Annotated in this window: 12 protein-coding genes; 5 read left to right on the top strand and 7 right to left on the bottom strand. The window is 68.5% G+C overall.

All coding sequences use genetic code 11. From position 1 onward, the window contains the following. Positions 1 to 97 precede the first annotated feature (97 nt). The 3 genes from WS78_RS25060 to WS78_RS37805 form a co-directional block, all read right to left on the bottom strand. Positions 98 to 955 (bottom strand): MerR family transcriptional regulator, encoded by an 858-nt coding sequence (locus WS78_RS25060; RefSeq protein ID WP_038744137.1) that lies wholly within the window; start codon positions 953 to 955, stop codon positions 98 to 100. A 27-nt stretch (positions 956 to 982) separates the two neighbouring features. Then, positions 983 to 1,552 carry a GNAT family N-acetyltransferase gene (locus tag WS78_RS25055; RefSeq protein WP_059582576.1) on the bottom strand — a complete coding sequence of 190 codons (570 nt, stop codon included), beginning with the start codon at positions 1,550 to 1,552 and terminating at the stop codon, positions 983 to 985. Positions 1,553 to 1,884: 332 nt separating this feature from the next. Continuing rightward, complete coding sequence (locus WS78_RS37805; RefSeq protein WP_226377340.1) at positions 1,885 to 2,223, bottom strand: hypothetical protein; 339 nt, start codon at positions 2,221 to 2,223, stop codon at positions 1,885 to 1,887. On the opposite strand from WS78_RS37805, the gene WS78_RS25050 reads away from it, so the two are divergent. Next, complete coding sequence (locus tag WS78_RS25050) at positions 2,117 to 3,118, top strand: hypothetical protein (RefSeq protein ID WP_226377321.1); 1,002 nt, start codon at positions 2,117 to 2,119, stop codon at positions 3,116 to 3,118. The two genes, WS78_RS37805 and WS78_RS25050, sit on opposite strands and share 107 nt — an antisense overlap. A gap of 34 nt (positions 3,119 to 3,152) precedes the next feature. Here WS78_RS25050 and WS78_RS25045 read toward each other — a convergent pair whose 3' ends face one another. Beyond that, complete coding sequence (locus tag WS78_RS25045) at positions 3,153 to 4,667, bottom strand: MDR family MFS transporter (RefSeq protein ID WP_038744140.1); 1,515 nt, start codon at positions 4,665 to 4,667, stop codon at positions 3,153 to 3,155. A 231-nt stretch (positions 4,668 to 4,898) separates the two neighbouring features. Between WS78_RS25045 and WS78_RS25040 the strand changes: the two genes are divergently transcribed. Next, on the top strand, positions 4,899 to 6,455 hold the full coding sequence (locus tag WS78_RS25040; RefSeq protein WP_082717434.1) for a methyl-accepting chemotaxis protein: 1,557 nt from the start codon (positions 4,899 to 4,901) through the stop codon (positions 6,453 to 6,455). A 136-nt stretch (positions 6,456 to 6,591) separates the two neighbouring features. Here the strand turns inward: WS78_RS25040 and WS78_RS25035 are convergent, their stop codons facing one another. Beyond that, on the bottom strand, positions 6,592 to 8,265 hold the full coding sequence (locus WS78_RS25035; protein WP_059582490.1) for an ATP-binding domain-containing protein: 1,674 nt from the start codon (positions 8,263 to 8,265) through the stop codon (positions 6,592 to 6,594). A 649-nt stretch (positions 8,266 to 8,914) separates the two neighbouring features. Next, complete coding sequence (locus WS78_RS25025) at positions 8,915 to 9,769, bottom strand: helix-turn-helix domain-containing protein (RefSeq protein WP_038744145.1); 855 nt, start codon at positions 9,767 to 9,769, stop codon at positions 8,915 to 8,917. Positions 9,770 to 10,001: 232 nt separating this feature from the next. On the opposite strand from WS78_RS25025, the gene WS78_RS25020 reads away from it, so the two are divergent. Together WS78_RS25020 and WS78_RS25015 are read left to right on the top strand one after the other, a co-directional pair. After that, complete coding sequence (locus WS78_RS25020; RefSeq protein WP_059582481.1) at positions 10,002 to 11,330, top strand: NAD(P)/FAD-dependent oxidoreductase; 1,329 nt, start codon at positions 10,002 to 10,004, stop codon at positions 11,328 to 11,330. Between the two features lie 187 nt (positions 11,331 to 11,517). After that, entirely contained in the window at positions 11,518 to 12,627 is a 1,110-nt protein-coding gene (locus tag WS78_RS25015) for a potassium channel family protein (protein WP_038744149.1), read from the top strand. A 46-nt stretch (positions 12,628 to 12,673) separates the two neighbouring features. Here the strand turns inward: WS78_RS25015 and WS78_RS25010 are convergent, their stop codons facing one another. Beyond that, positions 12,674 to 13,564, bottom strand: coding sequence for an alpha/beta fold hydrolase (locus tag WS78_RS25010; RefSeq protein WP_038744152.1), 891 nt, complete (start codon positions 13,562 to 13,564; stop codon positions 12,674 to 12,676). 425 nt (positions 13,565 to 13,989) lie between these two features. Here WS78_RS25010 and WS78_RS25000 point away from each other — a divergent pair, with 425 nt between their 5' ends. Beyond that, positions 13,990 to 14,388 (top strand): carboxymuconolactone decarboxylase family protein, encoded by a 399-nt coding sequence (locus WS78_RS25000; protein WP_038744153.1) that lies wholly within the window; start codon positions 13,990 to 13,992, stop codon positions 14,386 to 14,388. The last annotated feature ends 127 nt before the right edge of the window (positions 14,389 to 14,515 follow it).

Genomic DNA, 14,515 nt, shown 5'->3' with positions numbered 1-14,515 from the left:
GCGAGCGGCGCGCACGCCGCTCGGGTCGGGAAATCGTCGCACGGGCAGCCGCCCGCGCGAACCAAGCATTGCCGATATCAATATGACGCGTGCGCGCCTAACGTTTCTTGGGCGTGTCCTTCGCCGCCGCTCGCTCGAGCTTGGATTCGCGGTCGCGCGCGGCCTGCGAGCTCAGCTTCTTGTCGAGGATCGTCGCGACGCGGCCGCCCAGGTACGCGCTCGACGCCGCTTCGAGCGCCCGGTTCATCTCGCCCTCGACGAACACCGACGACAGCGGGCGCAGCCGCCAGATCGCGTCGACGAGCGCCGGCACGTCGGTCGGCGGCGGCAGCGAGCCTTCGTCGTAGCGGTCGAGGCGGCGCACGACGAGCTCGACGAGCACGCGCGCGATCGCATCGAAATACGGCCGCGTGATGCTGATCGCGTCGAGCAGTTCGCGCGCGGGAATGCCTTCGCGCACCATCGCGGCCGCGGCTTCGAGAAGCGCCGGACTTTTCGAGACGAACGACATGCCGCGCCGCTCGAGCAGGCCGAGCTCGGCGACGCGCCCGAGCGACGCGGGCGTCTGCGGGCCGAACATCTGGATCAGCTGCGCGAGCGAGAACGATTGCGGGCGCTCGTTGGACCAGCGGCCGCCGATCGCGTTTTCGAGCCCGAGGATCGAGCGAAGGTCGTGGCCGTCGTCGATCGCCTTGATGAGATCCTGGATGTTCGACAGCGTGTAGCCGCGCGCGAGCAGGTGATTGATGACCTTCAGGCGGGCGACGTGCGTATCGTCGTAGATGCCGACGCGGCCGCGCTTGCGCGGCGGCGCGAGCAGGCCGCGATCCTGATAGGCGCGCACGTTGCGCACCGTCGTGTCCGACACGCGCGCGAGCTCGTCGACCGTGTATTCGTTCAACGTCGACGCGTCCGGAGCGGCGTCGGCGGGGGTGGTTGAGTTCGATTTCGGCATGCGACGATTTTAGCGCGACCGCGCGCTTCAGTGCGAGGCGTCGTCGTCGGAGGGCGGCTTGCGCGCGCCGTCTCCGAGCACGCGTTGCATCAGTGCGGTGTCGATCCATCGGCCGTGCTTGAAGCCCACGCCGCGCAGCGTGCCGACGGGCTCGAAGCCAAGCGCGCGATGCAGCGACGTCGAGCCGCCGCGTCCGCCGTCCGCGATGACCGCGATCATCTGCCGCCAGGGGCCGGCTTCGCAGCGCTCGATCAACGCGGCGAGCAGCACGCGGCCGATGCCGCGGCCGCGGCACGCGTCGTTCACGTAGATCGAATCCTCGATCGCATAGCGATACGCGCTGCGCGGCCGGTACGGCGTCGCGTACGCGTAGCCCGCGACCATGCCGTCGAGCTCCGCGACGAGATACGGCAGGCCGTGTCGCCGCACCGCTTCGCGCCGCGCGCGCAGATCGTCGACGGACGGCGGCGTCTCCTCGAACGACGCGACGCCCGTCAGCACGTGATGCGCGTAGATCGCCTGGATCGCTGCGAGGTCCTGCTCGGTGGCGTCGCGAACGATCGCGGCGGAAAGGGCGGGAGTGCCGGATGTCTTCATTGCAAAACGGGGCGGGAATGGCGGAATCGTTACTATGCTCGCATTCAAAAATGTCCGCAAAGCGAGCGCTTCGATCGCAGCGCGCCGGAATTGCGGACGATGCGTGCGATGTATGACGATGCGCGTCGCGATGATCGCGGCCGCCGAGAAACGCATTCGATCGGCGATCCTCGACGGTTGCGTCCGAAGCCGCCGGCGATCTTATAATCCGCAGCCGTTCCGAGGCGCATAGCGTAGCGACGAAAGCGACGATAACGACGAAAGCGGACGCCGTCGCTCGATACGAGTGCGTAATGAAAAAATGCTCGCGACGATTTGGGCGAGCCGAATAATCAAGACACGATGAACAAGCGAAACACGAGGCCCGCCGATTTCCAGAAGAAGACCGACGCGCGCCGCACGTCCGGCGCGCGAGAAGCGAAGTCCGTTTCGCGATCGGTTGAATCGAAACATGGCGTGCGGCACGCGCATGAAGATGTCGCAACCGCAGAGGTTGCGACGAATGTGGTGCCGGAGATGCGGGCGCAACCCGCGCGATCGTTGGAGTCGCAACCGAAGCCCGCGATTGCAACCGCTGCGCCCACGAAAACCACGGCACCCGCGGCAACCGAGGCGGCTGCGCCGGCTTCCGCGCCGATCGACTCGACCGATTCCACCCGCTCGACCGACATGCGTGGCTCGACGGAAGAGGCCGCTCCGGCCGCTCCGGCCGCATCGCCCGAGCTTTCGTCCGCGCCCGGCCGACCGGCCGCACGGGCCGGCGTGCGGATGCCCCGCCTGTATCGCGCGATCACGTGGCTGCAAGGCACTTATCAGAAGCTCGACACGGGGCAAAGGCTCTACCTGAATTGCGCGCTCGTGGTGCTGCTGTACTTCGTGACGTTTCCGCTGCATCGCTGGTGGAACTTCGTCGGCTTGCTGATGCTCGCAATCGTCTTCTGGTTCGCGGGGATGGTCTACGACGCGCTGACGCTCTACAAGCGGATCTACGCGACGCACATCGGCAAGGGCCTGCTGCTGCTCGCGTTCACGGGCCTCACGAATCTGTCGATCGCGCTCGCGAATCTGCGGATCAACGGCATCGCCGGCGTCGATCCGTCGAAGTTTCCTCATACGGAAATCTTCGTCGCGATTCTGTCGATCCCGTTCATCGGGCTGCTGATCCTGATGACGCTGTATGCGGCGTCCGTGCTGTTTCTGCCGGTCTACGGCTTCTTTTTCTTCGCGATGGACGCGAAGGCCAAGGCCTTCTTTTCCGCCGGCCTGATTAAACAGGACGAAAGCGCGTATCCGGTGATCACCGGGATTCTCAGATTCGTCGGCTTTTTCGTCTTTGTCGGCATCGTGATCTTTTTCGCGAAGCAGAAGCTCGTCGACTACGACCGCTTCATGACGCAGACCGCCGAGCAGTCGATCTATCAGCTCGAAATGTACGAGAAGGCGCCGTGCGACGTGCCGGCCGGCGCGCGGGTCGCGTTCCTCGACGACGACAACATCGTGTACGCGCTGCGCGTCGGCGCCGAGCTGAAATTCTTCCCGCAGCCGTGCAAGAAGGGCGCGAAGTGATCGATCGGGCCGACGCGCGCGCCGTCGGCTCGAATCACGCGCGCTTCCTGAACGGCACGTCCTCGACGAACCACGCGAGCGCGAACGCGATCGCGATCACCGCCGCCGCCCACAGATACACGGAATGCAGCGAGCTCGCGAACGCGTGCAGATACGCGCCGCGCACGGCGTCGGGCAACTGGCGGACCGCCGACGGCCCGAGCGACGGCGGCAGCTCCGTGTCGGGCGGCAGCGCGGCCGCGAGCCGCGCATGCAGCCCGTTCGAGAACAATGCGCCGAACGCGGCGACGCCGAGCGAGCCGCCGATCGAGCGAAACAGCGTCGCGCCGGACGTCGCGACGCCGAGGTGCCGGAACTCGACGGTGTTCTGCACCGCGAGCACGATGACGGGCATCACCATCCCGAGCCCGCCGCCGAGGAGCGCCATGTACAGATACATCGCGCGCAGCGGCGTGTCGAGCGACAGCGTCGCGAGAAGCAGCATCGCCGCGCCCGCGACGAAGGTGCCCGCGATCGGGAACAGGCGGTACTTGCCGAGCTTCGTGATGAGGCGCCCGCTCGCGATCGACGTCACGAGCATGCCGCCCATCAGCGGCAGCAGTTGCATGCCAGCTTCCGACGGCGTGGAGCCTTTGACGACCTGCAGATAGAGCGGCAGGAACGTGACCGAGCCGAACAGCGAGAGGCCGACGACGAAGCCGATCAGGCTGCACAGCACGAAAGTCCGATGGCGGAACAGCTCGAGCGGCATGATCGGCTCGGCGGCGAGACGTTCCTCGTAGACGAAGCCCGCGGTCGCGACGATGCCGAACGCGAGCGTGAACCACAACTGCGGCGACGACCACGGCAGGATCGTGCCGCCCTGGCTCGTGAACAGCACGACGCAGGTGAGCGCGGTCGCGAGGAACGCGGCGCCCGCGTAATCGATCCGGTGCCGCACGTGCGCGGTGTGCGGCCTGAACGCCGCGCCGATCACCGCGAACGCGAGTGCGCCGAGCGGCAGGTTGATGTAGAAGATCCAGCGCCACGACAGGTGCTGGACGAGAAATCCGCCGAGCAACGGCCCGATCACCGTCGCGATGCCGTACACGCCGCCGAACATCCCCTGATAGCGGCCGCGTTCGTCGGGCGGAATCAGGTCGGCGATCGCGGCCATCGTGACGACCATCAGCCCGCCGCCGCCGAGCCCTTGCAGCGCGCGCAGCAGGATCAGCTGCGTCATGTCCTGCGCGAGTCCGCAAAGCGCCGAGCCGACGACGAACAGCACGATGGCCGCTTGCAGCACGATCTTGCGCCCGTACAGGTCGCCGAGCTTGCCGTAGAGCGGCAGCACGACGGTCGACGACAGCAGGTAAGCCGTGACGACCCACGACAGCTTCTCGAGGCCGCCGAGCTCGCCGACGATCGTCGGCAGCGCGGTCGACACGATCGTCTGATCGAGCGCCGACAGCAGCAGCACGAGCAGCAGCGCGGCGACCGTGAGCCGCACGGATGCGCGCTGGCCCCCGGCATCGGCGTGGTCGGGCGGCGCGGAGGAGTCGGTATGCATGGGGAGTCGCATTGTCGTTGGGAGCGAGTCGGAATGTAGAAATAATCGATTGACTAGTCAATATCTGCTTCGTCACAAAGATTTCCATCGGTTACGAGTCGTAACGGCTGCGTTCGGGCGGGGCGGCATGTCGCCGCACCCTGCGAGGCGTCTCAAGTTTTCGGAAGCCGGGCCGTAATACCGGCGACTGTCCCCCAAACCGGCGGCTACCATTTGCGACTCTCCCTGGTCATGAACGCTTTTTTCTCCCGTTTTTCGATTCGCACCCGGATCTTCTCGACGCTCGGGCTCGTCGCCGCGCTGCTCACGATCACGGGCGTGATCGGTTTCTTCAGCATGCAGAACTCGAACGCCGCGCTCGACGACGCTTATACGCGCCAGCTCGCGGCGAAGACGGCGCTCGCGTCGGCGAGCCTCAATCTCGCGATCACGCGCACGACGCTCGACCGCGTGATCCTGCATCCGGAGGCGCCCGACGCCGCGAACACGATCGCGAAGGCGGAGCAATACCTGGCCGCGTCGGACCGCGGCTGGGGCGATTATGACGCGCTGCCCCGCAGCGACGACGAAAAGGCGCTCGCCGCGCAGGCGAACGCGGCGCGCCGCGCGCTCGTCGACGAGGCGATCAAGCCGATGATCGACGCGCTGAAGGCGGGCCGCCACGACGATGCCGATCGCCTGATGATGACGGCCGCGCCGCCGCTGTCGGTCGCGTGGACGAAGGCGACGACCGCGCTCGCCGACGCGCGCGCCGCGTACGGCAAGGCGGCGTACGACGACGCGGAGCAGATGTACGGCTGGCTGCGGCTGACGCTCGGCGGCCTGATCGTGTTCGGTCTCGCCGCGTGTCTCGGCTGCGCGATCGGCCTGCACTTCGCGATCACGCAGCCGCTCGTGCGGATTCTCGGGCACCTGCGCCGCCTGTCGGACGGCGATCTGACGAGCGAGCTGCACTGGACGTCGCACGACGAAATGGCCGAGCTCGTGAGCGGCTTGACGACGATGCAGCGCAGCCTGTCGGACACGGTGCGCAAGGTGACGGACGGCTCCGAATCGATCGCGACCGCGACGCGCCAGATCGCGGCCGGCAACACTGACCTGTCGCAGCGCACCGAGGAGCAGGCGGCCGCGCTGCAGCAGACGGCGGCGAGCATGGAGCAGCTGACCGTGACGGTGAAGCAGAACGCCGACAACGCGCGCGAGGCGCAGAACTGCGCGGACAGCGCGACCAACATCGCGACGAAGGGCGCGACCGTCGTCGGCGAAGTGGTCGGCACGATGGCCGAGATCGACCAGAGCTCGCAGAAGGTGGCCGACATCATCGGCACGATCGAAGGGATCGCGTTCCAGACCAACATCCTCGCGCTCAATGCGGCCGTCGAGGCGGCGCGCGCGGGCGAGCAGGGCCGCGGTTTCGCGGTCGTCGCGGGCGAAGTGCGCACGCTCGCGCAGCGCTCGGCGTCGGCGGCGAAGGAGATCAAGGCGCTGATCGGCGAATCGGTCGAGCGGGTCGCGACGGGCTCGCGTCTCGTCGGCTCGGCGGGCGACACGATGCAGGAGATCCAGCGCGCGATCGCGCGCGTGACGGGCATCATGACCGAGATCTCGGCCGCGTCGAACGAGCAGCGCGACGGCATCGAGCAGGTGAACCGCGCGGTGTCGCAGATGGATCAGGTGTCGCAGCAGAATGCGGCGCTCGTCGAGCAGGCGGCGGCGGCCGCCGCGTCGCTCGAAGAGCAGGCCGACGGGCTGCGCCGCACGGTCGGCGTGTTTCGCGTCGTCGTCTGACGTTTTAGTGTCGGCCCGCGTCGGCCCGCGTCGGCCGATCCGCGGGCCCATGCGGCCCGCATGGGCGGCCGATCCACGCGCGTCGCTCAGCCGAAGCGATTCGGCCGCGTCCGGCGCGAATGCGGCGTCGACGCCGTCAAGCGGACGGCGCGGACGGCGCGATCCGTTGCGCCGCGCGCTGCGCCGCGACGACGATCAGCTTCATCGTCGCGCGCGTCGCGCCGACGAACAGCTTGCGCGCCGCTCGCGCGTCGAACGCGTCGAAGTCGACTTCGGTCAGGATCACGCACGGCGCCGCCTGCCCCTTGAAGCGATAGATCGAATCGAGCAGCACGTCGCCTTCCCGATATTCCGGATTCCCGAACAGGTCGTACTTGCCGGTGAAGCTTTTCACGCGGTGCGGGCCGAGCTGGTCGAGCGCCGTGAACGCCGAGCCCTCCCGCCCCCTGAACGAGAGCACCGCGATGTCCTGCTTGCGAAAGCCTAGCGCGAGCGCCTGCGTGATCGCGCGCTTCGTCGCGTCGATGCACGCTTGCGCGGCCGATTCCGCGTCCGTCGCGTCGTACGCGGAGATCGCGATCTCCGATCCGCCGAACGGGCTGCCCGACGTGAGTTCGGCGGCGAGCGGCTCGACGCCGCCGACGACGTCGCGCACGTAATCGAGAATATCGCGCGGGCTGCGGTAGTTCGTCGTTTCCTTGAGCGTCACCCAGCCGGGCAGCGGCACGCTGTCGCGCATGTAGAGATTCTGCAGCGGGTCCTCGAGCCACCACCATGCGCCGCCCGGCGCGACGAGCCGCTCGAGCGCGTCCGCCCACGGCGGCTGGAAGTCCTGGCCTTCGTCGACGATCAGCGTATCGAACTGCCAGCGCTCGGCGATCGGCGTCTGCGCGAAGCGCGTCTCGAGTTGCCCGAATGCGTCGCGCGCGCCGAAATCGGGGACGTGGCCGCCGTCGCGCGCGACCCAGTCGCAGAGCTGGTGATAGTTCGCGATCTTCGCGCCCCCGGGTGCGATTCGTGCGACGTGATCCGCGAGCGGCCGGTTGAAGCACACGTACAGCACGCGCTTGCCCGCCGCGATCGCGTCGCGCATCGCCTGCACGGCGAGCTGCGTCTTGCCGGAGCCGGCGGTCGCGATCACGCGCAGCCGGAACGGCGCGAACTCGAGCCGGCGCGCCCAGGCCGCGAGGCCGCCCGACAGCCGCGTGACGAGCGTGTCCGCCTGGCCGACGAGCGCGCTCGTGTCCGGCGTCAGAGACAGCTCGTCGGCGAGGAAATGGTGGATTTTCGCCGCGCTCGGAAAGGGCGGCTCGTCGGCGGGCAGCGCGTCGACGATGCGCGCGGCGAGTTCGTGCTTGCGCGTCGCGTCGACGATTCGCGCGGGCGCGACGCCCGCGATCGCCGGATTCCTCACCGTGTAGTCCGGGCAATACAGCAGTTCCTCGACGCCGTACGCGCCCGCGCCGAGCGCGGCGGTGAGCCGCCGATGCAGGTTTTCGAGCGTGCGTGCGAGCTGGATCGACACGTTGCGTTCGGTCTGCAGATAGACCTTGACGAGCCCTTTCGGCGTCTCGCGCAGGAAGCCCGCCTTCTGCTCGATCATGAGCACGCGCCCGGCCGGGCTCACGATCACGAAGTCCGCTTCGCCGAATACCGAGAAATTCTGGTCGGCGCGCGTCCAGTGCACGCCGTGGTAGACGGTGTATGCGTCGGGCAGCGTCCGCTCCAGCGTCGCGAGCGTTTCGCGCTCGCGTTGCGCCGCGCCCGTGGCGGCGAGATTCTTCCAGTCTTCGGGAATGATGCGGGCCATGTCGGGTCCTGGCAGTGCGTGCGATGGGCAAGGATCGCCGGCTATTGTACGCAGACGCGTGAGCAGCGGGCGCACGGCGGTTCGGTTCGCAGTATGCGCGGCGGGTCGGGCCCGCGACGGGCGGGCGAGCGCGTTCGACATGAATCGGCTTGCATGCGCGACGCGCGCATGTGCCGATGCGCGTTCGTCGGGCGCGCGTTCGCGGCGGCGCGCCCGGGTGCCGGCGATGAAGTCGGCGCGCAGGCGTCACGCACACGCTCGCGGCGGGGCGCGCAGCGGCACACGCGGCGGATCGAATTCGATGCGGCGACGGCCGCATGTCGACGGACGAATAATCGTGTCGATCGAAGCGGGTATGTCATGTGCGCGACATATCGTCGATGTGGGCGTTTCGACGCGCGGGCGCTGCCGGCGCGGCGCGGGGCGCGCGCGCCGATCGACGCGACCAGCCGCAAGCGGGACGGGAATCGAACGACGTGGAACGGCGACGCAAGCCGTGCGGGCGCGAATGCGAAGTGAGGTGCGATGAGTTGGCGACGAACGTCGCGATTTCACGGAAAGGGGCGCAATCTCAAAATTCGTTGCGGCGACGGCCGCCGCGGCATGCCCGACATCCGCGGGCCGGCGCGCATGCCGCGCGCTTTCGTCGTCACGCGCGCGACAGACGCTTCGCGAGATCGGCGCTCAGGATCGCCATGCGGGCGGGCTTCTCGTAGCAGACGACGTCGTAGACGCGGATCACTTCGCTGATTTCGGTCTCGCTCGCGCGGCCCGTCAGCAGATCGCCCGTCAGCACGAAGATCGGCGCGCCCGGATTGTCGGACGCGCGCACGGCCTGGATCGCGTCGGCGGCGCTGCGGCCGTCGAACATCCACTCGGTGACGACGGCGTCGAACGCCTGGCCCTGCAGCGCGTCGACGAACGTGCCGACACTGCCGAAGCGGGCCGTCACGAAGCCTTGCTCGTCGAGATAGCGGCAGACTTCGTCGGCGCTCACGCTGTCGGCGTCGATCACGGCGACGAGCAGCCTGTCGCTTTCCGCGCGGCGCGGATAGATTTCGATCTTGTGAACGTCGTACGCGTTCTGGTAGAGCACGCCCGTGTGGCGCAGCACGCGCCAGCGGCCTTGCTGCTCGTACGCGACGAACTCGGGGCGCGCGCCGGAGTCGAGCAGGCCGCCGATCCATGCAGTGCACGGAATCTCGGCGATGCCCGCATACAGCACCGCGTCGCGCGCGCATGCGCCGACCATGCCGGGGTCGAGCGCCTGCGCGCCGAACAGCTGCGCGGCGGGCTCGCCGTAGGCTTCGGCGACTTTCTTGATTTGCGCGAGCGTCCAGGGACTGCTGCCGCGCAGTTTGCGATGCCCTTGCGAGAAACTCAGGTCGAGAATGCGACAGAGCTCGGTCGTCTGCTGACGCTTGCCGATGCCGTGTCGGGTCATCAGCTCGCGCACGCGCTCGGCGACCGCAAGGGAATCCGTGGTGATTGCTTCGTTGGCCATACTGCGGGAACGGATCGGTTCGAATAATTCAGAACGGAGCGCCGGATGGCGCACGGTACGGCATCGTTCGATGCCGTCGGATGAGGCGAGCCGACCGGCCACGCGTAGAAAGATAACTTTACCGCAAAACAAAGTTCGTCCTGCGCACTAGTGTGCGTTTTTCTGTGAAAGGTGTTTCCTCAAGTTACTGTGACGGGTTTTCGCCGATGGCGCTTTCGTCAGAACTACCGACATGACCACGACCTATCCGCTTTACAACACGCTCGCTCGCGCCGACGAGCCGTTTCCGTCGCAAGCCGACGTCGCGATCGCGGGCGCCGGCATCATGGGCTGCGCGGCCGCCTATTATCTCGGTTTGCGCGGGATAAAGGCGGTCGTGTTCGACAAATCCCGCATTGCGGGACAGCAGTCGACGCGCGCGTGGGGCTTCGTGCGCCAGCAGGGCCGCGAAGCCGCCGAAGTGCCGCTGATGATGGCCGGCATGCGCCTATGGGAAGGCCTCGAGCGCGAACTCGACGCCGATCTCGAATGGCGGCAGGGCGGCTGTCTCTATATCGCCGGCAACGACGACGATTGGGCGTCGTTCCAGCAATGGACGGACATCGCGCGCACGCACGGGCTCGACACGCGCACGCTCGCGCGCGCCGAGATCGACGCGCGCGTAAGCGGCCTCGCCGCGCCCGCGCTCGGCGGCCTCTACACGGCGAGCGACGGCCAGGCGGAGCCGCGCCGCGTCGCCGCCGCGTTCGCCGCGCGGGCGGCCGAAGCCGGCGCGCGCTTCTTCGAAGGCTGCGGCGTGACCGCGATCGATACGTCGGGCGGCTCGGTGACGGGCGTCGTCACCGAGCGCGGCGTCGTGAAGGCGCGGCGCGTGATCTGCGCAGCGGGCGCGACGAGCTTTCACCTGCTGGACGGCGTCGGCATCCGGCTGCCGCAGCAGGCGGTGCGCGGCACCTGCATGCGTACGAACGCGCTGCCCGCCGTGTCCGTGTCGACGATCTGGGGGCACGGCCTCGGCATCCGGCAGCGCGCGAACGGCGCGATCAATCTCGCGGACGACATGCAGGTCGACGTCGACGTGACGCTCGGCCATCTGCGCGGGCTGAGCCTGTTCCTGCCCGAGCTGTGGGCGCAGCGCGAGAAATTCCGCTTCCATCTGAACGGCGCGGCGTGGCGCGATCTGACGACGCGCGTCGCGGGCCGCGCATCGGCGATCGAGCCGCGCGATCCGAATCCGCAGCCGAATCCGGCTCATGCGCCGCGCGCGCTCGCGAAGCTGAAGGCGATCTTTCCGGCGCTGCGCGACGCGCAGATCGTCGAGGCGTGGGCCGGCCTGATCGACGTGCTGCCCGACGGCATTCCGGTGATCGACGCGCCGCGCACGCCGGACGGGCTCGCGGTCGCGACCGGGTTCTGCGGGCACGGCTTCGCGATGGGGCCGATCGTCGGCCGCCTGCTCGCCGAGTGGGTCGACACCGGCGCGACGTCGCTCGATCTGTCCGCGTTTCGCGCGGCGCGCTTCGTCGACGGCACGATGCGGCGGCCGACGAGCATGCTGTAGCGTCGGCGAGAGGAGCGCGCGCGACGGCCATCATGATAACGGCGGCGTCGCCGTCGGCGCGGCGCACGTCAAAGATCGTCAAACCTTGGGCGTTCGCACGCGGCGCACGCCGCGCGACGACGGTTTGCGCCGCGCGCGGCGGCGTTTCGCGGCGTAAAATCGCGACGCCCCGTTCTGGAGAAGATACTTGCCGTCGCCATCCGATCATCGCAAGTCGCTGCGCTTTCGGCTGCGCCGCGCGCGCGCGCCGTGGACGGCGCCGCGTGCGCGCACGCTGTTCACGCGGCCCGCCGCGTCGCCGCTGCGCACGCTGACGTTTCGCCTCGCGCTCGTCGTCGGCCTGTGCACGCTCGCGTTCCTCGTGCTGTATCTCGATCGCGACGGCCTGCGCGACTCGACGAAGAGCGTGCCGATGAGCATCGCGGATCTCGTCTATTTCACGATGGTCACGGTCGCGACGGTCGGCTACGGCGACATCGTGCCCGTCACCGCGCGCGCGCGGCTCATCGACGCGTTCTTCATCGTGCCGATCCGCATCGGCATCTGGTTCATTTTTCTCGGCACGGCTTATCAATTCGTGATTCAACGGGTCATCGAGGAGTTCCGCATGAAGCGCCTGCAAAAAAATCTGCGCGATCACATCGTGATTTGCGGCTACGGGCTGAGCGGCTCGATCGCCGTGCGCGAGCTGCTCGAAAGCGGTGTCGATCCGGCGACGCTGATCGTCATCGATTCGCAGGAGCAGGCGCTCGAGGCGGCCGCCGCGCTCGGCGTGACGGGGCTTTGCGGCGATCCCGCGCACGAGGACCTGCTGCAGCAGGCGCAGGTGCGCAGCGCGAAGGCGGTCATCATCTCGGTCACCGACGATCCGACCGCGATCCTGCTCACGCTGTCCGTGCGCAGCATCGCGCCGGATACGAAGATCGTCGTGCGGATTCAGGAGAACCTGTATCAGCGGCAATTGCGGCAGGCGGGCGCCGACGTGATCGTGTCGTCGACGAAGATCGGTGCGCTGTTGCTCGCCGATGCGGTCGCGAGCCGCTACATCGTGCCGTTCGTCAACGACATGCTGTCGACACGCGGCCGCGCGACGCTCGTCGAGCGGCCGGCCGCCGCGCACGAGATCGGCTGCATGTCGAACGAGGTGACGGGCGCGCTCGTCGTCGGGCTCGACCGCGCGGGCAAGATCCTGTCGTTCTACGAAGATTCGCCGTGCCGGATCGAGGCGGGCGATACGCTCGTCGTGATCCAGTCGACGCGCGCGATGGAGCGCGCGGGTATCGCCCCGACGGACTGAGCCCGGCGCTGCGGCACGCCGCGCCGCGCGCCCGGCGAACCGCCGATCAGCTCGCCGGCGCGGCCGCGAGCGGGCCGGGCGCCGGGCCCGGCCGCACCGCGATCGATTCGCGCACGAGCGCGGCGAGCTTGTCCGCGTCGTGCTCGGGAATCCAGTGCGTCGCGTGCGGCAGCACCTCGAGCCGATATGGCCCGCTCACGAAATCGCGCGCGAGCTCGGCGCCGCGCCGCGACAGCGCCGCATCCCGCGCGCCCCAGATATGCATGACGGGCACGGGCACCTTGCGGGTCAGGTAGCCGGGCGGCGTCAGCGCCATCGCGCGATACCAGTTGAGCGACGTCGTCAGCGCGCCCGTATCGACGATGTCGGCATAGACGGCGTCCACTTCGTCGCGCGTCATCCCGGTGCTCGCCAGCATTTTTCCGAACAGCCCGCGACAGCGCGTGACGAACAGTTCCGGCAGCTTCGGCAACTGGAACAGGCCCATGTAGTACGAGCGGAACAACTGGTCGCTGCTGAGCATCGAGCGCATGAACGCGCCCGAGTGCGGCACCGACACGGTCGTGAGCGTGCGCACGGCGGCCGGATGCCGGCCCGCCAGCGCCCACGCGACGGCCGCGCCCCAGTCGTGCCCGACGACGTGAACCGGGCCGCCGCCGAGCCGCTCGATCAGCGCGACCACGTCGCCGACGAGATGCTGCATCCGGTATGCGCCGACCCGGCGCGGGCGGGCGCCCGGCGAATAGCCGCGCTGGTTCGGCGCGACGGTGCGGTAGCCGTCGGCGTTGAGCGCGGCGGCGACGCGCGCCCAGCATTTCGCCGTCTGCGGCCAGCCGTGCAGCAGCACGATGATCTCGCCGTCGATCGGGCCCGTATCGACGACGTCGAAAGTCAATTCGTCGTGACTGAACGAAGTCACGCGGCGTGCATCATCCAAGGTCGGATCTCCTGAATTTTGACTTCGGTATCTTGTCTTCCACACGCGAGCGGCGCTCGCGACGCGCTCGAAGCGTCGGCCGTCGGCCGTCGGCCGTCAGCCGCCAGCCGGCGTGCTCGCGTGCGGCTGCCGTCATCGTGCGCCCGGCGGTCGGCGCAGGTGTGCGTCGCCGACGCACGAGTTGCAGAAAGTCTAGACGGCGATTGCCGGTTTGCCTATTCGATATTCGTGATGTGATTCATTGACGATCCGGAATTCGCTTGCGGGGGGCGCGTGGCGGCGTGCGCAACGCACGCGAGCGACGACGTCGCCGCAATTGGGGAAAGACCTCGAGCGCGAAGGGCGGGCGACGGGATTGAAGCCGTGTAGCATCTGAGCCGAACCGGATTCCACTACGATCATCCCATTCAGGACAGGAGAGCGGCATGAGCGAAGCAGACCGCGAGCGGGGCAAGGCGCGCCGCACGCAGGTGATGGGCGACGCGTTCGTCGAGCGCGCGATGAGCGATCTGGACGGCTTTTCGCGGCCGTTGCAGGAATGGCTGAACGAGCACGCGTGGGGCAGCACGTGGCAGCGCGGCGGCATCGACCTGAAGACGCGCAGCCTTTGCACGTGCGCGATGCTCGCGGCGCTCGGCCGCGGGCACGAGCTCAAGGGGCATATTCGCGGTGCGTTGAACAATGGCGCGAGCCTCGTCGAGATTCGCGAGGTGCTGCTGCACAGCGCGCTGTACGCGGGCGCGCCGGCGGCCGTCGAGGCGTTTCGCAACGCGCGCGAGGTGATCGACGCGCTCGGGCTCGACGTGCCCGACGATGGCGTGTGATGGCGTCGGGCGGTGTGTTGGCCGCGTGCGAGCCGGGTCCGAGGCCGGGCGGTGCGGCGAGGCGGCGCCGGCCGGGCGCGATCGCTGCGGTCGAGGCCGAACGCGCGCCGATCGACGTTCGTCGTCA

The sequence above is a fragment of the Burkholderia savannae genome (assembly GCF_001524445.2).
GTDB lineage: Bacteria > Pseudomonadota > Gammaproteobacteria > Burkholderiales > Burkholderiaceae > Burkholderia > Burkholderia savannae.
The sequence above is the reverse complement of the archived record's forward strand: the minus strand, read 5'-3'. Positions and strand labels throughout refer to the sequence as shown.